Below are 24,547 nucleotides of genomic sequence, written 5' to 3' on the forward strand. Positions count from 1 at the left end.
TGACCACTCACCGTCGACACCAGGTTGCGGTGCGAGGACAAGATCGCCTTCGGCCGACCCGTCGAACCCGACGTGAACATCAAGCAGGCGGGGTCATCAGCACACAGCTCTATGCCCAGGTTCTCCCCGCTGAGCTCCGCCAGTTGCTGGGGGGAGCAGGCGGCCGTGTCCCAAGGGCCGGTCAGGCGTGTGGCGAGGCGGGGTTCGCTGACCAGGATGCCGATGCCGGCGTCGGTCGCCGCCGAGCGCAGCCGCTCGTCCGGGAAGTCGGGGTCGAGGAGCGTGTAGCCCGCTCCGGTCTTGACGACTCCGATCAGCGCCGCCGCGAACTCGACCCCGCGGGACCACAGCACGCCGGCCATGTCGCCGCGTCCGAGGCCGCGGGAGCGCAGGTGGCGGGCCCAGCGGTTGGCGGCGGCGTTCAGCTCCGCGTACGTGACCTCCCCCGCCTCGTCGATGAGCGCGACCCCGTCGGGGAACCGGGCCGCCTGCTCCTCGAACCGCTCCACCAGCGTCGTGTCCACCACCTCCGCCACCGGACCGGCCCACCGGCCGGTGAGCAGCTCGCGCTCCGCCGCCGACAGCACCTCCAGGTCCGACAGTCGCAGACCCGGCTGGTCCAGGACCTGGGCCAGCACCTCGCCGAGGAGCGTCGCCATCCGCCGGACCGTGACCTGGTCGAACAGCTCCGCCGCGAAGAGGACGGTCGCCCGCAGTTCCTTCTCGTCCTCGGAGCGGAGGAAGAACTCCAGGTCGAACTTGGCGGATCCGCTGGAGAACTTCTCCACCGGGCCGGTGCCGACTCCGCTCAGCTCGAAGGCGGGGCCTCCGTCGGTCTCCAGTCCCAGGCTGATCTGGAAGAGGGGGTGGCGCGAGAGGCTACGGGCCGGGTTGACCGCTTCGAGGACCAGATCGAACGGCGCCTCCTGATGCGCGAAAGCATCCAGGTCCGCCGTACGCACCCGCCCCAGCAACTCACGGAAACTCGGATCACCCGCACTGCTCGTCCGCAGCACCAGCGTGTTCACGAAGAACCCGACCAACTCCTGCAACGACCGCTCACCACGACCCGCCACCGGCGTACCCACCGCCAGATCAGACCCCGCACCCAGACGGGTCAACGCCGCCACCAGAGCCGCATGCACCACCATGAACGGCGTGCACCCCTCGGCCCGTGCGAACGCCGTCACCCGCTCGAAGAGGTCTTCGCCCAGCCCGACCTCGACCTGTCCGCCCTGGTGCGACGCCCTGGCCGGCCTGGGGCGGTCCAGGTTCAGACCGTGCTCCTCCGGCAGCCCCTCCAGCGCCCCGCGCCAGAAACCCAGCTCCCGACCGAGCACACTCTCCGGGTCGTCCGCCGAACCCAACACCCGCCGCTGCCAGGCCGCGTAATCCGCGTACTGCACGGTCAAGGGTTCAAGGGCTGAGCTCTCGGCCCCGGCGACCCGGGCCTCGTAGGCCCGCTGAAGGTCCCCGAAGAAGACACCGTTCGACAGGCCGTCCGTCGCGATGTGGTGCACCACCAGCGACAGCACCACCGAACCGTCACCCAGCTCGAAGGCCACCGCCCGCAACGGAAGATCCACCGCCAGATCGAAGGCTCGCCCCGCCACCGCGGCCAGCTCCCCGTCCAGCGCGCCGGCGTCGATCCGGCGCCAGTCCACCGGCACGCGGGCCTGCTCGGGCGGCAGGGTCCGCTGGCGGGGCTCGCCCTCCACCGGTTCGAACACCGTCCGCAGCGGAGCGTGCCGCTCCACCACGTCGTTCAGCGCCGACTCCAGCGCTGCCCGGTCCGGCGCGGTCTGGAGGCGTACGGCCATCGGCACGTTGTACGCCGCGCTGTCCCCCTCCAGTTCCGACAGGAGCCACAGCCGTCGCTGGGCGAAGGAGGCGGGAGCCAGGTCGCCGGCGCCCTCCCCCGCGACGAGCGGCGGGAGAGTCTCGCCCTCCGCCTTGGCGGTGACGAGCTCCGCGAGCCGCGCCACCGTCGGGTGGCCGAACACGTCCCGGATCGTGAGCCGCACGCCGAACGCCTCGGCGATGTGGTTCGTCAGCCGCGCCGCGAGCAGGGAGTGACCGCCGAGGGCGAAGAAGCTGTCGTCGATCCCGACGGGGGCGGTGAGTTCCAGGGTCCGGCCGAACAGGGCGGCCAGGGTCTGCTCGGTCTCGTCGCGCGGAGCGCGGTCCGTGCCCAGGGCCTTCGTCGGGGCCGGAAGGGCCCGCTTGTCGATCTTTCCGTTGGGGGTGACGGGCAGGCGGTCGAGGGTGGTGACGTACGTGGGGACGAGGTGCTCGGGGAGCCGGTCGGCGACGTGCCGGCGGATCGCTTCGGGGTCGGCGTCCCCGTCCGTGACGACGACGTACGCGGCCAGCCGCTTCTCGTGGACGGTGACGACGGCCTGGGTGACGGCGGGGTGGGTCTGGAGCGCGGCCTCGGTCTCGCCGGGTTCGATGCGGAAGCCGAGGATCTTGATCTGGTCGTCCGCCCGGCCCTCGTACAGGAGGCGTCCGTCCCGGTCGAAGCGGGCCAGGTCCCCCGTCCGGTAGAGCCGGCCGCCCGCCGGGCCGAAGGGGTTCGGTACGAAGCGGGTCGCGGTCAGGTCGGGCCGGCCCAGGTATCCGTGGGCGAGGCCCTCGCCGGCCACGTACAGCTCGCCGGTCACGCCCGGCGGGCACAGGTTCAGCCGGGCGTCCAGGACGTAGGCCGGCTTGTTGACCAGGGGGGTGCCGATCGGGATGGCCGCGTGCGGCTCGTTCCCGGGCTCGATCGTGTGGGTGGTCGCGTAGATCATGACCTCGGCGGGGCCGTAGCCGTTGAGGACGGTGATGCCGGGCCTGAGCCGCTGGAGCTTGTGGACGTGGGCCGGGGAGGCGGCCTCGCCCACCGTGAAGGCGGTGGTGACCGTCTCGAAGGCCTCGGGGTGCTCGTCCGTGAGGTAGTTGAAGAGGGTGGCCGAGAGGAGGAGCGTCGTGACGCGGTGGCGGCGCGCCAGCCCGGTCACGAGGGCCGGTTCGGGCTTCTGTCCCGGCTGGAGGACCGCCGTGCCGCCGTGGAGGAGGGCTCCCCAGAACTCCAGGCTGAACGCGTCCCAGGACACCGGCGAGCACTGGAGGTAGACCTGCTCCGGTCCCGCCGGCAGGTAGGGCTGGCCGATCAGGGTGGACACCAGGTTGCGGTGGGAGGACAGGATGGCCTTGGGCCGGCCCGTCGAGCCGGAGGTGAACATCAGGCAGGCGGGGTCGTCGGGGCCGAGCGGCAGGCCGAGGTTGCCGGGGTGGTGGGAGAGGAGTTCGCCGGGGGCCTCGGTGTGGGTGGTCCAGGGGCCTTCGACGCGCCCGGCGAGCGGCGGGCGGGTGACGAGGTGGCTGATGCCGGCGTCGGCGGCGGCCGAGCGCAGCCGGTCGTCGGGGAAGTCCGGGTCGAGGAGGACGTGGGCGGCGCCGGTCTTCAGGACGGCGAGGAGGGCGGTGGCGAAGCGGGTGCCGCGTTCGAGGAGGACGCCGGCCATGTCGCCGCGTCCGAGGCCGCGGGAGCGCAGGTGGCGGGCCCAGCGGTTGGCGGCGGCGTTCAGCTCCGCGTACGTGACCTCCCCCGCCTCGTCGATGAGCGCGACCCCGTCGGGGAACCGGGCCGCCTGCTCCTCGAACCGCTCCACCAGCGTCGTGTCCACCACCTCCGCCACCGGACCGGCCCACCGGCCGGTGAGCAGCTCGCGCTCCGCCGCCGACAGCACCTCCAGGTCGGCGACGCTGTGCTCCGTCGGTCGCTCGGCGGCGAGGACGGTGGTGAGGAAGGCGGCGAACCGGTCCTGGTGGGCGGCGACGGCCGTCACGTCGACGCCGTCGACGGGGGTGTCGAAGTCGATGCGCAGGCCGTTCGCGGCGCCCAGGTCGAGGACGGCGACGCTGAGGTCGTCGACCGGGCCGTTGCTCACGTTGTGGTTGACCGTCGGGTGGCCGCAGACGGTGAGTTCCGTCTGGAAGCCCATGATGTTGAGGACGGGGGTGGCGAGTCTGCGGGCGCCGTCGATGACGCCGGCGTCGCGGCACAGGTCCTCGTACCGGGTCATCTGGTGGCGCAGACCGTGCTTGACCTCGGCTCCCACCGAGCGGACCAGGGCGGCGAGCGTGTCCTCGGGCCGGACCTCGATCCTCAGCGGGACCACGTTCGACGACATGCCGGGGGTGCTGCGGGCGAGCTTGGACGTCCGGCCGGTCACCGGGAGGGCGATCACCAGCTCCGACTGTCCGGTGACGCGGTGCAGGTAGACCGTGAACAGGGCCACGAGGAGGACGGACCAGGTGGCGCGCTCGCCGCGTGCGACCGCGCGGAGCCGGTCGGCGTCCGCCGGGGACACCCGTACGCTCCGGCGGGCGAAGGGCAGGCCGCCGTGCGCGGCCGCCGCGCGTCCGGTGCCCCGGACGAGACCGGCGGGGGCGTCCGGTGCCCCGGCGAGGTGCTCCCGCCAGGCGGCGCGTTCGGCGGCGGCCTCCTCGGAGCGCCGGTACGCGGCGTCCTCGGCGAGCAGTTCGGCGAGGCTGCCGAACGGGGAGGGCCCCCAGGGTTCGCCGGCGACCGCCTGCTCGTACAGCTCGATCAGCCGGGCCAGTGCCATCGACGTGCCCACGCCGTCGACGACCAGGTGGTGGAAGCCGTAGAAGTAGAAGTACCTGTCCTCGGCGAGCTTGAACAGCGCGCAGCGGACCGGCGGCCGGTCGGTGAGGTCGAAGGGGGCGCGGATCAGCGCGCCGATCAGCCGCCAGGCCTCGTGCTCCGGGTCGTCCTCGGCGCTCACGTCGGTGAACGGCAGGCTGCGCGAGCCGGCGTCGGGGTCGACCAGCTGCCACACCTGCTCGCCGTCGTCCTCGAAGCGGCTGATGCGGAGGAAGTCCGCCTCCTCGACGAGCCGGCGCCAGGCGGCCGCCATCAGTTCCGGGTCCACGGGGCCGTTGATCTCGCGGCACTCGGCGACGTTGTACTTCACGCCGGTGGGGTCGAGGGCGTGCGCCGTCCAGATGTCACGCTGGGACACCGAGAGCGGCAACCGGACGGCAGCCGGAGCGGGTGCGACGGGCGTGTCGAACGGCATGTGGGGCTCCTGTGGAAGTCACGGCGGAGGAGGGAGGGAACGGGCTTCGGGCGGGGCAGTCGCCATACAACCCGTGGGCCGGGGTGGGGAGCGGCAGTTGCTCCGGCGGTACGCCAGCGGTTCGGCGGCGGGGCGGCAGTCGGGCGGCAGCGGTTCCGGCAGTCGTACGGACGCCGCTCACCGGAGCGGCGTGTGCACCCCGGGCGTCGCGCTCGCGCTCGTCATGAGGGCGCGTACCACGCACAGCACGCGGAACGCCGAGCGGCCGCCGCCCGTGGCGGCTCGGATCACGCCGCTGACCAGCAGGTCGCGGACCGTGCGGCCGCAGTGGGGCAAGGGCAGGCCGGTCAGCCGGACGACGTCCTCCAGGACGAACCCGTCGCCGTTCGCGGCGCAGAGCGCGTCGATCAGCTCCCGGTGGCCCTCGGGGAGCGCGGCGAGGGTGCGGGCGACGCGTTCGCGGAGGCGGGAGCCGGAAGGGCCGTCGGCCAGGTGGTCGAGCAGCGGTGCGGGGTCGGACTCGACGATGCCGCGCAGTGTGGGCAGGTCGCAGACGGCGAGCCAGGAGGCGGCGGCGGAGAGGGCGAGCGGATGGCCGTCGAGGCGGTGGCTGACCCAGGCGATGTCCGCGAGGACCCGGTCGTCGGGGACGATGTCGGGGCGGACGTGGCGGAGCCTGCTGAGGAAGAACCGGGCGGCGGGCGCGTCGGAGCGGATGCCGTCGGAGGGGTCGGGCGCCTCCAGCGGGGAGAGCAGGAAGAGGCGTTCACCGGGGACGTTCCAGGGTTCGTCGGCGGTGACGAGGAGGCGGAGGCCGGGCAGTTCGCGCAGCAGCCGGCTCAGGCGGTGGAAGTCGAGCCGTGCGGTGTCGACGCCGTCGAGGACGAGGAGTACGGGGCGGTCGCCGAGCGCGCCGGACAGTTCGGGAGCGAGGTCCTCGGACCGGCCGTCGCCGTACAGGAAGGCGGCGCAGTCGGCCGTGAGGGCGGCGAGCTGGTCGTCGGGGGCCGGCAGGCAGTCGGCGACCGCCCCGGGGGCGGTGTGCCACAGCACCGGGAAGCCGGTGCCGTGGAGCCGGGCCGCGGCCTCCAGGGCCAGTCTCGTCTTGCCCACGCCGCTCAGGCCGACGACGGTGATGAGCCGTTCCGTTCCGGAGCGCAGTTCCTCCGTGAGGACGGTGGCCTCGGCGTCCCTCTCGATCAGCGGGTGCAGCGGTACGGGCGGGGCCTGGCGGTCGGCGGTGAGGTGCCGGGGCCCGGCACCGCCCCGGTGTCCGCGTCGTACCGCGTCCTCCAGGGCGGTGCGGGCCCGGGGGCCCAGGCGCAGGCCGTCGGCGATGAGCCGGATCGTGTCGGCTCTCGGCCGCTGGGCCTTGCCCTTCTCCAGGTCGCGGATGGCGCGGACGCTGATGGTGGAGAGGTCCGCCAGCTCCTGCTGGGTCAGGCCGATGCGGAGCCGGTGGCCGCGGATGAGGGTGCCGAGTGCGGCGGTGGCCGTCGTGGTGTCCTCGGGGGAGAGACTGGTCGTCATGAGAAGCTCCCGCTCGTCGAGTTGGGGCGGGCCCCGGGTCGGCCCCCGATCGGGCCGCCGACCGGGGGCTTCGCCTCGCCGTCTGCTGGGATCCATCGTCCGGACGCGACTATTCAGGGGGCATCCCGGCACTAACGGGTGGGGATGCCGCGCGATAGCGGCATCCGGGCCCGTGATAGCGGCGCGAGCGGGCGGCGGTTCCGTGATAGCGGGGTGATAAGGCAGCGAGCGGTGCCGTGAATCCGCCTGTTCCTAAGTTGGTGGTCAGAAGGAAACGCCGCACACCGACGAGAGGCAGAATCCGATGTCGAACACCACCGCCGCCGCCCGCAAGACCCTCCGCGCCGCCGTCACCGCCGCGCTGATCGTCCTCGTGACCGGTGTCGGCGTCCAGGCGAGCTGGGCCGACGGGACGACGGGCGGCACGACGAGCACCACCCCGGTCTGCACGACCACGGTCGACGCCACCGGCACGCCCATCACCACGTGCATCAACGACAACAACCCCTGGGACTGAGCCGTCCGGCTCGCCGGCCGGCTCAGGAGCCCGTCGCGAGCAGTCTCTCCGCCTCCGCGAGTTCCCGGCCCATCCGCCGCTCGCGGAACACCTCGACCGCCGGGACGAGCAGCTCCCGCGAGCGCCCCGGCTCCGCGTCGAGGAGACGGGCGAGGTCCAGGCGCGCCAGCGCGCCACCGCTGAAGTCCATGACGCCCTCCCGCGCGGTCACCGCGCGGTCGAAGAAGTCCCTGGCCCGGTCGGGCCGGCCCATGACGGCGAACGCGTGGCCCAGGTCGCGGAGCAGATGTCCCTCTCCGATGACGTCGCCGGAGTCCCGGCAGAGTTCGAGGACCTCCGTGAAGGTCAGGACCGCCAGGTCGCTCCGCCCCTGTTCGAGCAGCAGCTGCCCGACGCGCCGCAGCGTCCTCGCCCGGCCGCCGGTGTAGCCGACGCCTTCGTAGATGTCGAGCGCCTCGTCCAACTGGCCCTGTGCCGCGGCGATCTCGCCCTGCCGCATGCGGATGTGCGCGCTCTGGGTCAGGACGATCGCGCGGCCCACGACGTCGCCCGCCCGGTCGAAGTCGGCGAGGGACCTCCGGTAGAGCTCCAGGGCCGTGGTGTCGTCGCCGCTCGTGCGCGCGATGAGCGCCATGTCGCGCCGGCACAGCGCCTCGCCCATCGGGTCGTCGAGCGCCTGGAAGACGTCGAGGGCCGAGTTCAGTGCCTGCCGGGCCGTGTCGAACTGGTTGCGGCTCATGTAGAGCGAGCCGAGCGAGGCCCGTACGGCGGCGGTGCCGCGCAGGTTTCCCGCTTTGCGGACGGCGGCCAGCGCCCTGAGGTGGGTCTGCTCCCACAGGTCGTAGTGGCCGCGTACCTCGAACAGGGTGACGAGCGAGGTCGCGAGGTCCCAGCTGAGGTCGTGGAGTCCGGCGTCGGCGGTGTGCTCGACCATGCCGCACAGGGAGGCCTGTTCCGCGTCGAGCCAGGCCAGCGGGTCGGCGAGCACCTCGTCCGTGTAGGAGGCCGGGGGTTCCCAGCGGGGCGCGTCGCCGTGCAGGACGGTGAAGTCCCCTCCGTACACGGTCCGGTGGGCCTGCTGGGCCAGGTGCATCCAGCCGCCCGCCATCCGGGCGAGGGCTTCCTTCCGTTCCTCGGGCGTGTGGTGGGCCGCGAGCTGTTCTCGAGCGTAGACGCGGATGATCTCGTGGAAGCGGTACCGGAAACCGCCGGTCCGCTCGACTCCGGCGACGTCGAGCATCTGCACGTCGACCAGGGGTTCCATGAGGTCCGAGGGGAAGGGGCGGTGGTCGTCGAGCAGCGCTCCCGCCAGCCAGCTCGGCAGGGTCGGTGCCTGCGCCATGCTCAGGAGCCGCAGGAGCCTGCGGTCCTCCGGCGCGAGGCCCTCGTAGGTGAGCGAGAGGCTGGCGCGCATCGTCATCTCGCCGTGTGTCAGTTCGTCGAGCCGGTGTCGTTCGTTGGCGAGGCGCTGCACCATGGACGCCAGGGTCCAGTGCGGGCGGGCGGCGAGCCGGGCGGCGACGATCCGCAGGGCCAGCGGGAGCCGTCCGACCGTCCGGACCAGGGCTTCCGCGGCCGCGGTCTCGCCCGCGACCCGTTCGCGTCCGATGATCCGGGAGAGCAGTTCGAGGGCCTGGTCCTCGGCGAGGACGTCGAGTTCCACGCGGTGCGCGCCGGGCAGTGCGGTGAGGCGGGCGCGGCCGGTGACGAGGACGGCGCAGCCGCGGCTGCCGGGGAGCAGCGGCAGCACCTGGCCCTCGCCGGCGGCGTCGTCGAGGACGACGAGGACCCGGCGGGAGGCGAGCCGGGTGCGGTACATCTCGGCCCGCTCGTCGAGGGATTCGGGGATGAGCTGGCCGGGGATGCCGAGCGCGCGCAGGAACCGTCCGAGGACTTCCTCGGGGGTGGCGGGGGTGCCGGTCGTCCCGCGCAGGTCGCAGTAGAGCTGGCCGTCGGGGAATCCGGTCTCGGAGAGCATGTGGGCGACGTGGACGGCGAGGGTCGATTTGCCGGTGCCGGGCTTTCCGGTGATGGCGGCGAGCCCCACCGTGGTGCGGCCTGGCCGTCCGGTCAGCGCCTCCTCCAGGGCGGCGAGCCGGCCGGTGTCGGAGACGAAGTCGGCGACGGCGGCGGGCAGCTGGTGCGGCACGGCGTCCTGCCGAACCGATTCCGCGGACGTCGGGGCGGCGGAAGCGGCCGCTTCCGTCTCCTCCTCGGTCTCCGCTCCGGCGGGTTCCTCGGGCAGGGGGGTCTTCTCCCCGGGTAAGCGGGCGGCGGGTACGGCTCCGGTGGGCGCCGGGAGCCGGCCGGTGAGGATCGCCGACTCCAGTTCCCTGAGCTCCCGGCTCGGTTCCAGGCCGAGTTCCTCGGCGAGGAACCGCCGTGCGGTACGGAAGGCCTCCAGGGCCTCGGCCTGTCGTCCGGACCAGTACAGCGCCTGGATCAGCTGGCCGCGCAGCTTCTCCCGCAGGGGGTGTTCCCGGGTGAGCCGCTGCAGTTCGCCGACGAGGCCGTCGTACCGTCCGAGTTCGAGTTCGAGCTGGATGCGGAGTTCGACGGCGGTCAGGCGCTCCTCGTCGAGCTGGCGCGCCTTGTTCGCCAGCGGACCGCTGTCGAGGCCGGACAGGCAGTCGCCCTGCCACAGGGTGACCGCGTCCCGCAGCAGCTGGACGGCCCGGAGGAGTTCTCCCCGCTCGCGCAGCCGGCGGGCTCGTAGGACGAGGTCGGTGAAGAGCGCGGCGTCCACGTTCGCCGCGTCGGTGTGCAGGACGTATCCCGGGGGCCGGGTCGCGATCGAGACCTCGCCGTCCGCCCCGGCGAGGAGCTTGCGCAGCCGCGACACGCAGATCTGCACCTGGGTGCGGGCGGTCTCCGGCGGGTTGTCCTCCCAGATGAGGTCCACCAGGTGGTTGGTGCTGACCACGCGGTTGGTCTCCAGGAGCAGCGCCGCGAGGATCACCTCCTGGCGCCCGGGAGGAAGCCGCAGCGGTCCGTCGGGGCCGTGGACCTGGAGCGGTCCCAGGACCCGGAAGGCAAGGGGTGACGTGGTCAGGAGCTCCTGGGATCTGTCCCCGATGTCGTCCGTCACCGATTCCCCCACCAAAGAAACGAGTTGACACGTCAGGACCGAGTGAGGACAGTCTCCACAACCACCCCCGCCCTGTCCATGCCGTGAAGATCCCGGTCGGAGATAGAGGGGGGATAACGCGGAGTTGGCGACGCCCCCCAGAATCCTGGCCGAGAGCGAAAGGGGCTCAGCCGTTGAACCGCCGACAAGATGACACGAGTACCGGGCTGCCGGGGCCGGCCGACCTGGTCACCGCCGTGGGAATCGACCACGTGCGCCTGGTCTACGACTACCTCGACGCCGGTGACCTGGACTCGTGCGCCTCCCTGCTGCACGACGGCGTGGTCCTCGAACTGCCGGGCCTGCCGCCGCTGTGCGGCCGGGCGGCGGTCCTGCGCACCCGCTTCGGGTGCTCGGCGCCGGGGGTCCGCCACGAGATCGACCGGGTCGTGGGGCAGGACCGCAGCGTGATCGCCACGGGGCGCCACGTGGTCCCGGGCACCGACGGGGAGGGCGTCCGCTTCGTCGACGTCTTCACGATCGCCGACGACGGCATGGTCCTCGCCTGTACCCGGTACCACCACGTGGCGCCGTGAGCGAGGCCCGAGGACGGACCCCACCCGTCCTCGGCGCCGGGACGCGCCGGGGACCTACAGGCCCGGCCCGTTGTACGCGCCGCGGTGCGGCTTCGCGGTCGAGCTCACCGGGTTCGCCCAGTAGTCGCGGCCTCCGTTGCCGCTGATCACGGAGCCGTTGTTCAGGGCGGGGGACGTGGCGCGCAGCTTGTAGCCGTCGACGGAGTCGATGGTGTCGCCGCCGGTGCCGGGGTTCACGAACTGCGGGTCGCCCGTGATGCCGTTGGCGGTGGGCCGGGGCACGCCCTGGAAGACGTTCCACAGCCAGGAGATCCCGGCGCCCGTGGGCAGCCGGGAGTCGGTGGTGCCCACCCAGATGTTGTTCTCGACGACGCTCTCGTCGGGAAGGGTGATGCTGAACTTCTTGTCGGTGCAGTAGAGGACGTTGTTGTACAGGTGCAGCGCGGAGCGTCCGGCGCTGACGCTGCTCATGCGGCAGTCGTTCTCGGAGATGTTGTAGCGGATGACCTGCTGGGCGGCGCCGATGGTGCCGCAGCCGTCGCAGTCGAGGAAGAAGCCGCCGATGTTGTCGCGGCTGTAGTTGTACTGGATCGTGCAGGTGCCGGTGTTGCCCCAGTCGCAGTCGAAGGCCTGGCTGTCGGCCACGGACATCCGCGTGATGCCGTACACGGCGTTCTTCTGGATGGTCGGGTCGTGGTCGCCGAGCACCCAGATCCCGGCGAAGTTGCCGCCGGAGAAGGGGTACGCGCCGTTGCCGACGCCGGAGGCGTTGTTGTACTGGATCATGGGCGTGTCGGCGTAGCTGGCGATGATGCCGTCGCCGCCGACGTCCTTGACGGTGTTGTTCTCGATCAGCACTCCGGTGCCCTTGACGGCCATGGCGCCGACGCGGATCTTGAGGCCGCCGCCGCCCGTGTCGCTGATCCGGTTGTCGTGGACGTGGACGTCGTTGAGGGTCGAGTTCGTGCCGCTCGCGCCGGTGACGATGCCGGCGGACTGGACGTAGTCCTCGGTGGTCGGGCTGTTCTTGTTCGTCTGGCCGGCCACCCGGTCGACGACGAGGTTTCCTATGTCGAACCCCCGGTGTGCCGTTCCGTCGGTGGCGGAGACGCGCAGGCCGGTGCGGCGGGCGAGCGTGGCGGCGGGGTTGGTGATCCTGAGGCCGGTGATCCGCCAGTGGTCCTGGTTGGTCAGGGAGACCGCGTCCGGGGCTCCCCCGCCGTCGATCACGGGCAGGGCGCCGGCGCCGTAGCCGGTGAGGACGATGGGGGCGGCGGCGGTGCCGCTGCCCCGCGGGGCGAGGGAGCCGGTGCAGGTGGTGCCGGCGGCGAAGGCGAGCGTGTCGCCGGGGGCGTACGTCCTGCCGTTGGCCTGGGCGATGCTGTTGAACGGCGCCGCCTGGCTGCCGTCGCCCGCGGCGCCCCGGGAGCAGTCCACGTAGGTGATGCTCCCCGCGGCGACGGCGGGCGCGCCGGCGAGGACGGTGGTTCCGGTGAGCACGAGGGCGACGGCGATGAGCCCGCGGCCCAGCGACTGTCGTACGGGCAGAGCCCTGTCGGTCATGGCGCAACAACCTTTCTGGCGGTCGGGTGCGGCCAGAAGCTAGGTGCGCGCCGTGATCGAGTCAATGCGTTCTTGTCGATTGATCGGATTTCGATCAGACGACGGGCGATTGGTCGATCCTTGACGCTTGCGTCGGACGGAGGCGGCAGGCGTCCAGGGCGATGTCGAGGTGAGCGGCGAGGCCCGGGGTGGGCTCCAGCGCGGAAAGGCGGTGCATGGTCAGCATCGCGTCCCAGGCCGAGGTCCTGGCCAGGGGTGACGCCCCCCAGGTGACGTCTTCGAGCTGGGTCCAGAGGTGGCCCCCGAAGCCCAGGTGAATCGTTCCTGCCCGGGATTCCTCCTCGTCGAGGGCGCGGCGCGCCGCCGACAGGAAGGTCACGGCGCACTCGGGCCCGAGCGCCGAGACGACGACCCGGAGGTGGGCGGCGATCAGGGAGGTGACCTCGGCCCAGTCGGCCGCGTCACCGAAGTGCTCGCACAGGCGTACGTTCAACAGGTGTTCCATGTCGGTGGTCATGCATGCACAGATACGTTTCCGTTGCCCATGGCACCCGTCACGACACGCGGGACGTACCGACCGCCCCCCGTACGGAGTGACCGGCCGTCCGGGGCCGTCCCGCATGCGCCGAGGGCCGGGGCGGCAAGCGCCCCGGCCCTCGGCGGGATGTTCCGGCGGGGATCAGACCTCCCCGTCCTCCGGAATGCTGACCAGCCAGCGGGTCTCCTTGCGCGGCCGCAGGTACAGCACCCAGTAGAGGGTGGCCACGGCCGTGATGCCGCCGGTCCACAGCAGGTACTCGACGTCCTGCATGTACAGGATGTACGCCATGACGCCGATGAGCACCACCGGGACGGCCGGCCACAGCGGCATCCGCCACGCCGCGACCTCACGGTGCGCGCCCCGGCGGCTGAACAGCGCCGCCACGGCCACCAGGAGGTACATGCCGGTGACGGAGACGCCGGTGACGCCGTAGAGGGTGTCGAGGTTGACGAAGCACAGGGCCGCGCCCGGCACGCCCACGAGCAGGGTGGCCACCCACGGGGAGCCGAAGCGGCCCAGGCGGGAGAGGGCGTTGTTGACGGGCTCCGGCCAGGCCTTGTCGCGGGCGGAGGCGAACAGCACGCGGGAGTTCTGGATGACCATGACGATGCCGGCGTTGATGATGGCCAGCGCGACGCAGAGGCTGATGAAGGTGCCGACGGCGGAGTTGGACCAGGCCGTGATCATGCCGCTGATGTCGCCGCCGGTGAGGGTCTCCAGGTCGCCGGCGCCGAGGGTGATGGCGACGACGGGCACCAGGATGACGGCGGTCGAGATGGCGAGGGTGGCGAGCACGGTGCGGGCCACGTTCTTGCGCGGGTTCTCCAGCTCCTCGGAGAGGTAGACGGCCGTCGAGAAGCCCTGGGTGATGAAGAGGGCGATGGCGAGGCCGGAGACGACCATGGCGCCGGTGACGAGCGAGTGCGAGCCGCCCTCGGCGGCGACCTGGCCGTGGACGAGGGAGCCGACGCCCCGCTCGGAGTGGGCGAAGCCGAGGATCGCGACGATGCCCGCCGCGATCACCTCCAGGACGAGGAAGATGCCGGTGATCCAGGCGTTGGCGCGCAGGTCGAGGAGGCCCGCGAGGGTCGCGAGGAGCATGACGCCGGCGCCGGCGATCGGGGCGGGGATGTGCACGAGGGGCGCGAGGTAGTCGGCGGTCCCCATGGCGATCACCGGTGGCACGATCATCACGACCAGCAGGGACAGGACGAAGACCAGCCAGCCGGCGAGGCGGCCCGAGAGGGTGGAGACGATGGCGTACTCGCCGCCCGCGCTCGGGATCAGGGTGCCCAGCTCGGAGTAGCAGAACGCCACGCCGATACAGAGCAGCGAGCCGATGGCGATGGTCAGGGCGGCGTAGGTGCCGACTCCGTCGAACAGGTCGGGGACGACCACGAAGAGCGTGGAGGCGGGCGTCACGCACGACAGCGTGAGCAATGTACCGCCCACGACACCGATGGAACGCTTGAGCTTCTGCGGCACGGGTTCGGTCTGAGGGGCCAACGCGTGCGGCGCGCTGAGGGTGTCGGTCATCAGGCGGTTCCGATCGATGCGAGCGGTGATTCTGAACGGGAGCGGTATCGCCTCCGGGGCGGCTGGTGGTCAGGTGGTTCCGTGGGCTCCCGGGCTGAATGGAAGCGTGAGCAGAACCGCAGGTCAATGGCCCCTACGCTGCGGAATCCGTTGTTCCGACACGCCCGGGAACGGCCCCGGGGCGTCAAGAGCGCGTCAAGAGCGCCGAAAAGCTCCGTGCGGGAACCGCAGCCCGCCGGGGAGGACTTTTCCCGCGCTTTACCGCCGCTCCACATGGCGGACTCCCCCACGGCCCCGTCGGCGCCCGGACCGGCCGGTTCACACTCCCGTACGCCTCGTGTCACATTCCCGGCCCCTGTCTCGTCCTACCGCCGGAAGGCCGTACGCCCGAGCAGAAGGAGGCTCCCCATGCCGTCGACCGAGGCCCTGAGCAACATCGAGGTGCTCGAACGCTTCCACTCCGCCACGAACAGCGGCGAAATGGACCTCGTCGCGAAGGCCGTCGACGACCTGACCGCCCCGGACCTGGTCTTCCACGCGCCGGTGCCGACGGGCGCGACGGGAGCGGAGGCCCTGAAGCGGGTGTGGGAGGTGCTCCTGCGCGCGTTCCCCGACCTCCGCGTCACGGTCGAGGAGACGGTCGCGGAGGGCGACAGGGTCGTCTCCCGGAACACGGTGACCGGGACCCACCTGGGCGAGTACCGGGGCATGCCGCCCACCGGGAAGCCGGTCTCCTACGGGGAGATCTTCGTCTTCCGCTTCGAGGACGGCCGGATCGCCGAGATCCGGGGCGTCGTGGACGTCCTCACCCAGCTGCGCCAGCTCGGCGCCCTCCCCTCCTGAGCGGAGCGCCGGTGGGCGGCGATCGAGCTCAGAAGTGGCTCAAGTCCCTTGATCGGGCCGGTTCCCCGAAGGCAAGGTCGGCTCACGCCATCGACCAATGGCGTGAGAGCCCAGGGGGAAACCAGCATGAAGACCACGAAGGCCGGCCTCTCCGCATGCGCCGTCGCCGCGCTGCTCACCGGCGCGGTCGCCTGCACGAACGGGGGCGGCGGGGCGGCCGGACGGGCCGCGCAGACGATCAGCACGGCCTGCGCGAACGGCACGTACGCCTGGTCCCACGTCGACACGCGGGACGTGCTGACGGGTGTCGCCGAGAAGCAGAGGCTGGGCAAGGGGGGCGGCGCGCTGACGAACGACCTGGCGCCGGTCCACACCCCGACCACCGCCGTCACCGCCGAGAAGGGGCCTCGGGTCGACACGAGGGCCACGCTGCGCTCCCTGGCCGTCCGCATCGGAGACACGGACACCGAGGACGGCGGCGTCCCCGCCTTCACCGACGTCCACAGGCCCCTGCCGAAGCGCGACGCGGAATCGACCACCGTCGACGGCGCCGGAGACATCGTGAAGTACACCTTCGTACGGCAGGTCACGGCCGACTTCCGGTACGCCTGCGGCGACGGCAGGAACGCGGTCGGCCGCGCGACCGGCTGGACCGTCGACGGCACGGGCGTCCTGGAGTGCTCGACCGCGCTCAAGGACGCGAAGGCGGGTGAACCGTCCCTGGAGGCGGCCCGCCTCTCCTGCGGGTCCGGCTCCCCGCTGACCACGGCGAAGCAGTAGGCCCCGGGACCGCCCGGAAAGCCCCGCCGGGGCCGGCAGTCACTGCCGGCCCCGGCCTCGCGGCATCGATCGCGGCATCGATCGCGAAAATAGTAGCCATGTACATAGTAGCCATGTACTGTATTCAGCGTGAGTTCAGCGAACGAGAGCGCCACCACGGGATTCCTGGTCTGGCGCCTGTCCATGAAGTGGCGGGTGGCCGTCGACCGGGCGGTCGCACCGCTCGGCCTGACCCATGCCCAGTACGCGCTGATGGGGTCCCTGTACGGGATGGCGCGCTCCGGGCTACGGCCGAGCCAGCGGCAGCTCGCCGACCACACCGGTCTCGAACCGCTGTACGTCTCCAAGCTCGCCCGCGCGCTGGAGGCGTCCGGACTCGTCGCCCGCACCCGGGACCCGGACGATCCGCGCGCCATGCAGCTGTCGCTCACCGAGCAGGGGCGCGACGTCGCGCGCCGCGCCGTCCAGGTGGTCCAGGGTCTCCTGGACCAGATGCTGGAGCCGCTCGGCGGGCAGGACGGCCCGCGCGCACGGCAGTTCGCCCATGAGCTGGCGACCCTGCTCGACGTACCCCTTGACCCGCACGCCGAGAACGAGGAGCAGTCATGACCACCACCGCACCCACGACCAACGGCCGCGTCATCGCCCTGGCGCACTACGCCGCGCGCGCCCTCCTGGAAGGCGTGCTGACCCGCCACGGCGCCACCTTCGAGCAGAGCGTGACGCTCCGGGCCGTCGTGGCCGCCGGCGGCTCCGTCGACCGGGACCGGCTCGTCGCCGACGTCATCGGCTCGCTCAAGGCCGACGAGTCGGCCGTACGCGGCGTGATCGACGGACTGACGGCCGCGAGGCTGCTGGAACAGGACCCGGCACAGGCCTCCCGGCTGCGCTTCACCGGCGCCGGACGGGAGCTGTACGACTCCACCACCGCCGAGACCGCCGAGATCTCCGCCCGGCTGTACGCGGGCATCCCGGCCGAGGACCTCGCGGCGGCGGGACGCGTGCTGACCCTCGTCACGGAACGCGCGAACGCCGAGCTGGCGGGAGCCTGAACCTCCGCGGAGGCGTCGGCCGGCTCCCGGACGCGGCCCGGCGGTCGGTCTACCGGGCCGCGGGGACGCCTCAGGCCCGGCGGCGCCTGGCGGTCATCGGCATGCCGTACTTCGGCCGGATGGTGATCCGGGCCAGGATGTCGACCTCGTGCCCGGGAACGGGCTCGAACTCCCAGTCCCGCCCCACGGTGGCCAGCGCCATGACGCCCTCCATCCACGAGAAGGTGTTGCCGATGCACTGGCGCGGACCGGCGCCGAAGGGCAGGTAGGACAGGCGCGGGCGGCCGGGCTGGACCGCGTGACCGGTGAGCTCGTCCGCGGCGTCGGCGGGGCTCGGGTCCTTGAGCCAGCGCTGCGGGGCGAAGCGCTCCGCCTGCGGCCACCACTTGGGATCGCGGTGGTTCACCCACGGGACCATCGCGACGAAGCTGTCCTTGGGGATGCGGTAGCCGGAGAGCTCGAAGTCGGCCAGCGGACGGCGGGCCATGCCCATGATCGGCGGGTAGAGGCGCATCGCCTCGGAGAGGACCGCGTCGGTCCAGACGAGGCGGGGCAGGTCCTCGACCGTGGGCAGCCGGTCGCCGAGCACCTCGTCGATCTCCGCGTGCATCCGGGCCCGCGCCTCGGGATGGGTGCCGAGCAGGTGGTAGGACCAGGTGAGCGCGTTGGCCGTGGTCTCGTGACCGGCCATGAGCATGGTGATCGCCTCGTCGCGGACCTGGTGGTCCTCCATCGGCTCCCCCGTGTCGGCGTCGCGCGCCGCGAGCAGCATGGAGAGCAGGTCGGCGCCCTGGCCGTCGCCCTTCCTGCGCTCCGCCATCAGCCGGTAGACGATGGCGTCGAGCTGGTCCCGGCCCTCGAAGAAGCGCTTGTTGCCGGAGGTCGGCAGCTTCGCCAGATAGCGGGCGAAGGGCAGGGAGTCCCAGCGCAGCGGACCCTCGTCGCGCGGGATGGCGGTGCGGACGACGTGGGCGACGTCGCTGTCGAGCGAGACGTCGAAGATCGTGCGGGCGACGACGGCGAGGGTCAGCTCGGTCATCTCGACCGACATGTCGAGCCGCTGCCCGTCCTTCCAGCCGGACTGGATGTCGTCGGACAGCTCGGCGAAGGCACGGCCGTAGCCGGCGATGCGCTCGTGGTGGAACATCGGCTGGATGAGCCTGCGCTGCTTGCGGTGGTAGTCGCCGTCGCTGGTGGTCAGGCTGTTGCCGAAGATCACCGAGAGCGGGGCTTCCCACTTGCCGCGGCCGACCTGCATCGTGGCCTTCGTGAAGTTCCGGTGCGAGTTGACCAGGACCTCGTTGACCGCCTCGGGGTCGCTGATCAGGTACAGATCACGAAAGCCGAGCGGGACGCGCACGACGGGGCCGTACTCGTCGCGCAGCCCGGTGAAGTAGTCCATCGGGTTGCCGGACATCGCGATCAGGGCGCGCAGCTTCCCGGTGGGGCCGGGGGCGTCGATCGCCGGCGGGGCGGTGGAGACCTGGGTCATCGAGGTGCCTTCCTGAGGTGTGGTCACGAGTGGCGCCGCGGGCTGGGCGCGGGTGTCTTCCGGCGTGGGCTCCAGGGACACGGGCGGGTCACTGCCCGGCGAAGCTCCGGAGGGCGAGCGAGACGTTCTGCCCGCCGAAGGCGAAGGAGTTGGAGAGGGCCGCCCGGACCTCGTACGGACGGGCGGTGTTCGGCACGTAGTCGAGGTCGCACTCGGGGTCGGGCGCGTCCTGGTTGATGGTGGGCGGGATGACCCCGCGGTCGATGGCCAGGGCGCAGAACGCCGTCTCGGTCGCGCCGGCCGCGCCCAGCAGATGGCCGGTCATCGACTTGGTGGAGCTGACCGCCAGGTTCCCGCTGTGCGCGCCGAAGGCGGACTTGATCGCCCTCGTCTCGGCGGCGTCGGAGAAGGGGGTCGAGGTGCCGTGGGCGTTGACGTGGTCGATCTCGTCGGGCTTGAGGTCGGCCTCGCGCAGCGCGGCCAGCATGGCGCGCGCGGCGCTCTCCCCGGTGGGGTCGGGGGCGGTGACGTGGTAGGCGTCGCTGGTCTGGCCGTAGCCGCAGATCTCGGCGTGGACGTGCGCGCCCCGCGCCTCGGCCGACTCCGCGGTCTCCAGGAGGAGGATGGTGGCGCCCTCCCCCATGACGAAGCCGTCCCGGTCCGCGGTGAACGGGCGGGAGGCCCGGTGGGGTTCGTCGTTGCGGCGGGACAGCGCGCGCAGGTTGGCGAAGCCCGCGATCAGCGGCGAGGCGATGCAGGCCTCGGAGCCGCCCGCCAGCGCGGCCCCCGCGTAGCCGTCGCGGACCAGGCGGTAGGCCTGTCCGATCGCGTCGGCCGAGGAGGCGCAGGCGGTGACCGGTGCGGCGCCGGGGCCGCGGAAGCCGAAGCGCTGGGAGACCGTGCCCGCGCCCATGTTGACGATGGAGCTGGGCACGAAGAACGGGGAGACCATCCGGGGTGCCTCCGCGTCCTTCAGCACCCCCTCCCTCATCGTGGCGGCGCCGCCGATGGCGCTGCCGATCACGGTGGCGGCGGTGTCCCGGTCGATGCCGTCGAGGCCCGCGCGTTCCACGGCGAGTTCGGCCGCGGCGATCGCGAAGTGGCAGAACCGGTCGAGGCGCCGGGTCTCCTTGGGGGTCAGCCAGTCGGTCGGGTCGAAGTCCGTCACCTCGGCGGCGATGCGCACCGGCAGCCGGTCGGCGTCGAAGCTCCGGATCGGTCCCGCGCCGGAGGTTCCGGCGAGCAGCCGCTTCCAGACCGTCTCGGTGCCGACACCGAGCGGGGTGACCATGCCGATGCCGGTCACCACCACCCGGTGGCGCCGGGGGGCGGTGCTCATGCGGGACCGCCCGGATCGGCGAGCCCGAAGAGGGACTCCATCCGGATCGCGAGGTTCACGTCGCCCTGGATGCGCAGTCGGCCCTGGAGCAGCAGGTCCATGCCCTGGGCCGCGGCGGAGGCCATCTCCACGAAGCTCACCGCGTCGAGGGCCAGGGTGACCGTGGGCTCGCCCGAGTTCCCCGTCTCGCGCACCTCGCAGCTGTCCTCGGTCAGGACGAGGTCGTACGCGAGGGTGTCGGCCGACGTCCTCTCGACCTCCCAGCGGGCGGTCTGCGGACCGTCCACGGGGCCTCCGGTGTAGCGCTCGGGCATCCGCGCGAAGACCGTGCGCAGCACGTCCTCGCCCTCGGGCGTCGCCAGCCAGGCCGCCAGCTCCTCGCGGGGCAGCCCGGCGATGGCGGCGCGGACCTCGGCGAGCTCGCCGGAGCGCAGTGCCGCGAGTCGCTCCGGGGAGAAGGTCGGTCCGGCCGTCATGAGGACTCCTGCGTTCGTGCGGGCACGGGCCCGCCGTTGACTATGCGGTCGGCGGCCTGCCGGAGCTCCCGCCGCGGTGCGGTTCCGGGCAGCCGGGCGAGGACATGGCCGTCGGGTCGTACGAGAACCGCTTCCGTCCCCTTGAGGGCGTAGGTGTCGGCGAAGGCCCCGCCGGCGTCGCGCAGTCCGGGGCCGTCCGCGGTGATCACGGCCGCGGTGAGGGGCAGGCCCATGAAGGTCGGGTCCTCCTTCGCGACCTGCTCCCAGTCGGCTCCCTCGGCCCCGGTGAGCAGGGCGAAGCCGGTGCGGCTCAGGTCGGTCGTGGAGATCCGGTCGCCGGCCCGGTCGAGCCAGGCGTGCGGGGCCCGGTGGCCGGCCTCGGCGGTCGGCCGGTAGGTCACCACGTCCTGGACCACCGGCTCGCCGGGGCCCGGTTCGTAGGTGAACCCCAGCGTCTGCCCCTCGAAGTCGAAGTGCGGCCGGTGCTCCTCGATGTTGCGGGCGAACTTCTCCCGGTCGGCGTCGGACTGGAGCAGCGCCCGCTTCTGGAGGGCGTTGACCTCGCTGTGCTGGGCGTTGAACTCCGCGACCGGGCGCCGCTCGCGCTCGTACGAGTCGAGCAGCGCCTCGGGGGCACCGCCGCGCAGTACGGCGGCGAGCTTCCAGGCGAGGTTGTGGGCGTCCTGGATGCCGGTGTTCATGCCGAAGCCGCCGGTGGGCGGGAAGGTGTGGGCGGCGTCCCCCGCGGCGAGCACCCGGCCGTCGGCGCTGCGCCAGGACGCGAGCCCGGTGGAGCCCATCACCCAGTTCCGCACGGAGTGGATGCGCAGCCCTTCGATCGCCTCGCGCGACTCCCCGATGGCGGCCTCGATCAGCTGGTGGTGATCGACTTCCCCCTCGAAGTAGGTGTGTTCCTCTTCGGGGGTGAGGGCGGGGATCTCCAGGAGCCATTCGCCGCGCACGGGGTCCACGGTGACGAGGACGCCCCGCACGGTGTCGTTGAGCACCCAGTACAGGGCGCTCTCCCGGCCGGCCGTCCAGGGCGAGAGGTCGGCGCTGAAGTGGATGTCGAGGAGCCTGCCGAGCGGGGTGGCCGCGGTCCGTCGCAGGCCCACGGTCTCGCGCAGCGAGCCGTGCAGTCCCTCGGCCAGGACGGCGTAGCGGGCCTCGACGACGGTGGGGGTCTCGCCGCCGGTGGTCACCCTGACGCCGGAGGGGGTCACGGTGAGCTCCTCGGCCTTGACGCCGCGGATCACCCGCGCGTTCTCCGGGAGCCGGTCGACGAGCAGCGCCTCCACCCGGTTCTGCGAGCAGATGACGGGGAGGACCGGGCTGTTGACCGCCCGCTCCATCAGGGCGTCCGCCGAGGCGATGATGTCGAGGCCGGCGAGCTCGGTGCCGGCGAGCTCGGTGCACCAGGTGATGCGCGCCGTGTTCTGCAGGGGCACGCCGGCGGCGCGCACCTCGGCGTCGATGCCCAGGTGCCTGAGCAGCTCCATGGTGCGCGAGTTGATCACCGTGGCGCGTGGGTGGCCGGACGGTTCGGGGCGCTGCTCCAGGACGACCGTGCGGATGCCGTGTCCGGCGAGGAAGTGGGCCGCGGCGAGGCCGGTGGGTCCGCCACCGACCACCACGACCTCGGCCTCCATCTGCTCGGCGGTCTCCAGCGGGCGGGATACGGGCGCAGTCATCGGCGCACCTCCGTGAGTCGGGCGATGACCGGTGCCAGGCGGCGGGCCACCGCGGCGTCGAAGCCGGCCTTGAACAGGACGCGGGCGATGACGACCGCGGGCAGCCCTGCCAGGATGGCGCCGGTGAGCCAGAGCACGAACATCGCTGTGAACGCGTTGCGCGGGGTCTCGCCGCGCCGGCCGGCGGCGCGGATGACCCGGCCCCAGATCCGGAAGGCCTTCCCGGCGAGGAGGTCGGCCGCGGCCAGCGGGTGGTTCACGGGGGCCGCGTCATGGGCGGCGAGAACCTCGCGGACCCGGTCGGCCAGGTCGTCCTCGGAGGCGGTGCGGGAGGTCGTCCCGTCCTGTTCCGGGGCGAGTTCGGCGAGGCGCTCGCCGAGGATCGCGAGCCGGTCCAGCTCGTCCGTGCCGACGCCGGCGCGCGGGAAGCCCCAGGAGGCGTCGCGCTTTCCGGCGAGCAGCCAGCGCAGCGTGGTGACGAAGGTGACCCCGGCAGAGGCGGTGTCCACCGCGGCGATCGTGCCCAGGTAGCGGCCGCCCGCGGCCTGGAGTAGCCGCTGCACCTCGACGGCGGCCGAGTACCACATGTTCCGGCAGGCGATCAGGCCGACGACGGCACGCCCGTCGAACGCCTTCGGCTCGGCGCCGATGAGCGCCCGCATGGGCGGTGCCGGAGCCAGGTACCAGACGGGGAAGGCGAAGAGGACCAGGTCCGCGTCGTCGTCCCCGGTCACCGGCGGGTCGGCGGTGATCCCGGGCGCTCCTTCGGGGTCGACGGAGGCGGGGAAGACGCCGAAGAAGCGGCGTACGGGCCAGGGGAAGGGGAAGGGTTCCCGCGGCCTGATCTCGACCTTGCGCACGTCCCAGCCCGCCTTCTCCAGCGGGTCGGTGACGGCGGAGACGGATTCCAGGAGCTGACCGGTCTGCGAGTACCAGTAGACGGTCACTCGGGGCTGCTCACCCACGGTCTCGGGCCTCCCCGGCGGAGACGGCCGTCAGATGCGCGAAGGACACCGCGAACCGGCCGGACTCGGGGACCATCACCAGGAGCTTCTCGCCGGGGGACACCAGGCCCTCGCGGAGCATCTCCTCCAGGATGATGTAGATGCTGGCGCTGCCCGTGTTCCCGACGCGGGGCAGGTTGCTGTACCACTTCTCGACGGAGGGGGCCCTCACCTTCCTCCGCTCGATCTCCTTGAGCACCATGGTCTTCATGCGCTCGCTGGAGTAGTGCACGGGGAGCCAGGCGAGCTCGTCCGGGTCGAAGCGGCCCTCGTCGAGCAGTCGCTGGTACTCCTTGACCCCGGTCCGCACGAGATGCGGCAGCAGCGCCAGGTTCTGGCGCAGTGCCAGCGCGCCGTCGGCGGCGGCCTCGGCCGCGGAGGGGTAGTCCCACCAGGCCTTCTCCGCCGAGTTGTCGGCCGAGCCCATGTACATGCAGGTCTGCTCGGTGTTGGCGTAGGAGGTGAGCGAGATCCAGTCGATCCGCAGGCTCACCCCTTCGGCCGCCGGGCGGTCCTGCACCAGGGCGGCGCCGGCACCGTCCGAGAGCATGTAGCGCAGGAACGCCATCTCCATGGCGATGGCGCCGTCGTCGGAGACCGTCCGGACGTCGGCGAACCGCTCGCTCCGCAGGAAGCGCGAGGCGAGTTCGGAGGCGGAGGCGACCGCGTTCTTCTTCTCCCCGGCCTTCACCTGGAGGTAGGCGTTCTTGAGCGCCATCATCCCGGAGCTGCAGATGCCGTGGGTGGTGACGATCTCGCAGGGCGGGCTGCCCAGTGCGCCGTGGATGCCGCTGGCGATGCCGGGCGCGATGAGGTCCGGGACGGCGGTGGCCGCCGCGATGAGGTCGATGTCGTCGAGGGTGACGTCCGAGCGCTCCACCGCCTGGCGGATGGCCTCGACGGCCATGTCGGTGTTGGAGAACAAGGTCCTGTGCTGCTTGTCGATGGCGTAGTGCCGTGACTTGATGCCGCAGTTCTCCAGGATCTGCTCGCGCAGCACCGAACTCGCGTGGCCCACGCTGCCGATATAGTCCTCGATCTCCTCGTTGGGCACCGGTTCACCGGGCAGGAAGCGTCCCATGGCGGTGATGTAGGCAGGCATTGCAGAGTCTCCCCGTGGTCTATGCGGTCGCTTTGGCTTCGACCTTGGCGACGGCGAAGTCCACGACGTCGCCGACGGTGCGGAGCGAGCCGATGCGCTCGTCGTCCATCGAGACGCCGTACGCACCCTGAAGGGTCTGCGCCATGGCGACGAGGTCGAGCGAGTCGATGCCGATGTCGTAGTAGAGATCGGATTCCGCGGAGAGCGCGTCCGGGTCGGCATCGCACTTGGTCAGGAGGAATTCGGTGACATCCTCGTAGAGATCGGTCCTCAAAGACATGTTCACCTCCCGTGCCCCACCCCCTGTGCGGCACGGGGTTCACTCTGT

19 protein-coding genes are annotated in these 24,547 nt (G+C 72.1%); 6 read left to right on the top strand and 13 right to left on the bottom strand.

Features of this window, described 5'->3' with window-relative positions:
• Both ACH4TP_RS22945 and ACH4TP_RS22950 read right to left on the bottom strand, forming a co-directional pair.
• Nucleotides 1-5,090, bottom strand: a 5,090-nt coding sequence (locus tag ACH4TP_RS22945) for an amino acid adenylation domain-containing protein (protein WP_398438967.1), incomplete at its 3' end; no start/stop codon positions are given.
• Between the two features lie 177 nt (nt 5,091-5,267).
• Complete coding sequence (locus ACH4TP_RS22950; protein ID WP_398438968.1) at nt 5,268-6,620, bottom strand: helix-turn-helix domain-containing protein; 1,353 nt, start codon at nt 6,618-6,620, stop codon at nt 5,268-5,270.
• A 304-nt stretch (nt 6,621-6,924) separates the two neighbouring features.
• Here ACH4TP_RS22950 and ACH4TP_RS22955 point away from each other — a divergent pair, with 304 nt between their 5' ends.
• On the top strand, nt 6,925-7,137 hold the full coding sequence (locus ACH4TP_RS22955) for a hypothetical protein (RefSeq protein ID WP_389235925.1): 213 nt from the start codon (nt 6,925-6,927) through the stop codon (nt 7,135-7,137).
• Between the two features lie 22 nt (nt 7,138-7,159).
• Here the strand turns inward: ACH4TP_RS22955 and ACH4TP_RS22960 are convergent, their stop codons facing one another.
• A complete protein-coding gene (locus ACH4TP_RS22960) occupies nt 7,160-10,189 on the bottom strand; it encodes an AfsR/SARP family transcriptional regulator (RefSeq protein WP_398439229.1) in 3,030 nt (1,009 codons plus the stop codon).
• A gap of 272 nt (nt 10,190-10,461) precedes the next feature.
• On the opposite strand from ACH4TP_RS22960, the gene ACH4TP_RS22965 reads away from it, so the two are divergent.
• Complete coding sequence (locus ACH4TP_RS22965; RefSeq protein ID WP_398438969.1) at nt 10,462-10,800, top strand: nuclear transport factor 2 family protein; 339 nt, start codon at nt 10,462-10,464, stop codon at nt 10,798-10,800.
• 54 nt (nt 10,801-10,854) lie between these two features.
• Here the strand turns inward: ACH4TP_RS22965 and ACH4TP_RS22970 are convergent, their stop codons facing one another.
• The 3 genes from ACH4TP_RS22970 to ACH4TP_RS22980 all read right to left on the bottom strand — a co-directional run bounded on the left by ACH4TP_RS22970 (nt 10,855) and on the right by ACH4TP_RS22980 (nt 14,440).
• Nucleotides 10,855-12,363, bottom strand: coding sequence for a right-handed parallel beta-helix repeat-containing protein (locus ACH4TP_RS22970; RefSeq protein WP_398438970.1), 1,509 nt, complete (start codon nt 12,361-12,363; stop codon nt 10,855-10,857).
• A 94-nt stretch (nt 12,364-12,457) separates the two neighbouring features.
• Nucleotides 12,458-12,880, bottom strand: coding sequence for a hypothetical protein (locus ACH4TP_RS22975; RefSeq protein ID WP_389235916.1), 423 nt, complete (start codon nt 12,878-12,880; stop codon nt 12,458-12,460).
• Between the two features lie 162 nt (nt 12,881-13,042).
• Nucleotides 13,043-14,440, bottom strand: coding sequence for an APC family permease (locus ACH4TP_RS22980; RefSeq protein WP_389235913.1), 1,398 nt, complete (start codon nt 14,438-14,440; stop codon nt 13,043-13,045).
• Between the two features lie 408 nt (nt 14,441-14,848).
• Here ACH4TP_RS22980 and ACH4TP_RS22985 point away from each other — a divergent pair, with 408 nt between their 5' ends.
• The 4 genes from ACH4TP_RS22985 to ACH4TP_RS23000 all read left to right on the top strand — a co-directional run bounded on the left by ACH4TP_RS22985 (nt 14,849) and on the right by ACH4TP_RS23000 (nt 17,115).
• Nucleotides 14,849-15,283, top strand: coding sequence for an ester cyclase (locus tag ACH4TP_RS22985; protein ID WP_398185200.1), 435 nt, complete (start codon nt 14,849-14,851; stop codon nt 15,281-15,283).
• Between the two features lie 126 nt (nt 15,284-15,409).
• Complete coding sequence (locus ACH4TP_RS22990) at nt 15,410-16,063, top strand: hypothetical protein (protein WP_398438971.1); 654 nt, start codon at nt 15,410-15,412, stop codon at nt 16,061-16,063.
• A gap of 129 nt (nt 16,064-16,192) precedes the next feature.
• The gene (locus tag ACH4TP_RS22995) at nt 16,193-16,672 is read left to right on the top strand and encodes a MarR family winged helix-turn-helix transcriptional regulator (RefSeq protein WP_389235904.1); all 480 of its coding nucleotides are present in this window, start codon (nt 16,193-16,195) and stop codon (nt 16,670-16,672) included.
• On the top strand, nt 16,669-17,115 hold the full coding sequence (locus tag ACH4TP_RS23000) for a MarR family transcriptional regulator (RefSeq protein ID WP_398438972.1): 447 nt from the start codon (nt 16,669-16,671) through the stop codon (nt 17,113-17,115). Before ACH4TP_RS22995 ends, ACH4TP_RS23000 begins: the two co-directional genes overlap by 4 nt.
• A 70-nt stretch (nt 17,116-17,185) precedes the next feature.
• Here ACH4TP_RS23000 and ACH4TP_RS23005 read toward each other — a convergent pair whose 3' ends face one another.
• The 7 genes from ACH4TP_RS23005 to ACH4TP_RS23035 all read right to left on the bottom strand — a co-directional run bounded on the left by ACH4TP_RS23005 (nt 17,186) and on the right by ACH4TP_RS23035 (nt 24,499).
• Nucleotides 17,186-18,634: a cytochrome P450 gene (locus tag ACH4TP_RS23005; protein WP_389235898.1), complete on the bottom strand. Its 1,449-nt coding sequence runs from the start codon at nt 18,632-18,634 to the stop codon at nt 17,186-17,188.
• 61 nt (nt 18,635-18,695) lie between these two features.
• The gene (gene fabF, locus ACH4TP_RS23010; RefSeq protein WP_389235895.1) at nt 18,696-19,946 is read right to left on the bottom strand and encodes a beta-ketoacyl-ACP synthase II; all 1,251 of its coding nucleotides are present in this window, start codon (nt 19,944-19,946) and stop codon (nt 18,696-18,698) included.
• The gene (locus ACH4TP_RS23015; RefSeq protein WP_398438974.1) at nt 19,943-20,422 is read right to left on the bottom strand and encodes an SCP2 sterol-binding domain-containing protein; all 480 of its coding nucleotides are present in this window, start codon (nt 20,420-20,422) and stop codon (nt 19,943-19,945) included. Before ACH4TP_RS23015 ends, fabF begins: the two co-directional genes overlap by 4 nt.
• A complete protein-coding gene (locus ACH4TP_RS23020) occupies nt 20,419-22,113 on the bottom strand; it encodes an FAD-dependent oxidoreductase (RefSeq protein ID WP_398438975.1) in 1,695 nt (564 codons plus the stop codon). Before ACH4TP_RS23020 ends, ACH4TP_RS23015 begins: the two co-directional genes overlap by 4 nt.
• Entirely contained in the window at nt 22,110-23,078 is a 969-nt protein-coding gene (locus tag ACH4TP_RS23025; protein ID WP_398438976.1) for a hypothetical protein, read from the bottom strand. The genes ACH4TP_RS23020 and ACH4TP_RS23025 overlap by 4 nt, the downstream gene beginning before the upstream one ends.
• Nucleotides 23,071-24,219: a 3-oxoacyl-[acyl-carrier-protein] synthase III C-terminal domain-containing protein gene (locus tag ACH4TP_RS23030; protein WP_389235883.1), complete on the bottom strand. Its 1,149-nt coding sequence runs from the start codon at nt 24,217-24,219 to the stop codon at nt 23,071-23,073. The genes ACH4TP_RS23025 and ACH4TP_RS23030 overlap by 8 nt, the downstream gene beginning before the upstream one ends.
• Nucleotides 24,220-24,238: 19 nt before the next feature.
• Nucleotides 24,239-24,499, bottom strand: a complete 261-nt coding sequence (locus tag ACH4TP_RS23035; protein ID WP_398185177.1) for an acyl carrier protein — start codon at nt 24,497-24,499, stop codon at nt 24,239-24,241.
• Between the last annotated feature and the right edge of the window lie 48 nt (nt 24,500-24,547).

The sequence above is a fragment of the Streptomyces sp. NPDC021012 genome (genome assembly GCF_044333355.1).
Classification (GTDB): Bacteria; Actinomycetota; Actinomycetes; order Streptomycetales; family Streptomycetaceae; genus Streptomyces.

Bases quoted from the DNA above. Each gene is read 5' to 3' on its own strand.
- ACH4TP_RS22950 (WP_398438968.1), bottom strand. From the start codon at position 6,620: ATGACGACCAGTCTCTCCCCCGAGGACACCACGACGGCCACCGCCGCA.
- ACH4TP_RS22955 (WP_389235925.1), top strand. From the start codon at position 6,925: ATGTCGAACACCACCGCCGCCGCCCGCAAGACCCTCCGCGCCGCCGTC.
- ACH4TP_RS22970 (WP_398438970.1), bottom strand. From the start codon at position 12,363: ATGACCGACAGGGCTCTGCCCGTACGACAGTCGCTGGGCCGCGGGCTC.
- ACH4TP_RS22975 (WP_389235916.1), bottom strand. From the start codon at position 12,880: ATGACCACCGACATGGAACACCTGTTGAACGTACGCCTGTGCGAGCAC.
- ACH4TP_RS22980 (WP_389235913.1), bottom strand. From the start codon at position 14,440: ATGACCGACACCCTCAGCGCGCCGCACGCGTTGGCCCCTCAGACCGAA.
- ACH4TP_RS22985 (WP_398185200.1), top strand. From the start codon at position 14,849: ATGCCGTCGACCGAGGCCCTGAGCAACATCGAGGTGCTCGAACGCTTC.
- ACH4TP_RS22990 (WP_398438971.1), top strand. From the start codon at position 15,410: ATGAAGACCACGAAGGCCGGCCTCTCCGCATGCGCCGTCGCCGCGCTG.
- ACH4TP_RS23000 (WP_398438972.1), top strand. From the start codon at position 16,669: ATGACCACCACCGCACCCACGACCAACGGCCGCGTCATCGCCCTGGCG.
- fabF (WP_389235895.1), bottom strand. From the start codon at position 19,946: ATGAGCACCGCCCCCCGGCGCCACCGGGTGGTGGTGACCGGCATCGGC.
- ACH4TP_RS23015 (WP_398438974.1), bottom strand. From the start codon at position 20,422: ATGACGGCCGGACCGACCTTCTCCCCGGAGCGACTCGCGGCACTGCGC.
- ACH4TP_RS23020 (WP_398438975.1), bottom strand. From the start codon at position 22,113: ATGACTGCGCCCGTATCCCGCCCGCTGGAGACCGCCGAGCAGATGGAG.
- ACH4TP_RS23030 (WP_389235883.1), bottom strand. From the start codon at position 24,219: ATGCCTGCCTACATCACCGCCATGGGACGCTTCCTGCCCGGTGAACCG.
- ACH4TP_RS23035 (WP_398185177.1), bottom strand. From the start codon at position 24,499: ATGTCTTTGAGGACCGATCTCTACGAGGATGTCACCGAATTCCTCCTG.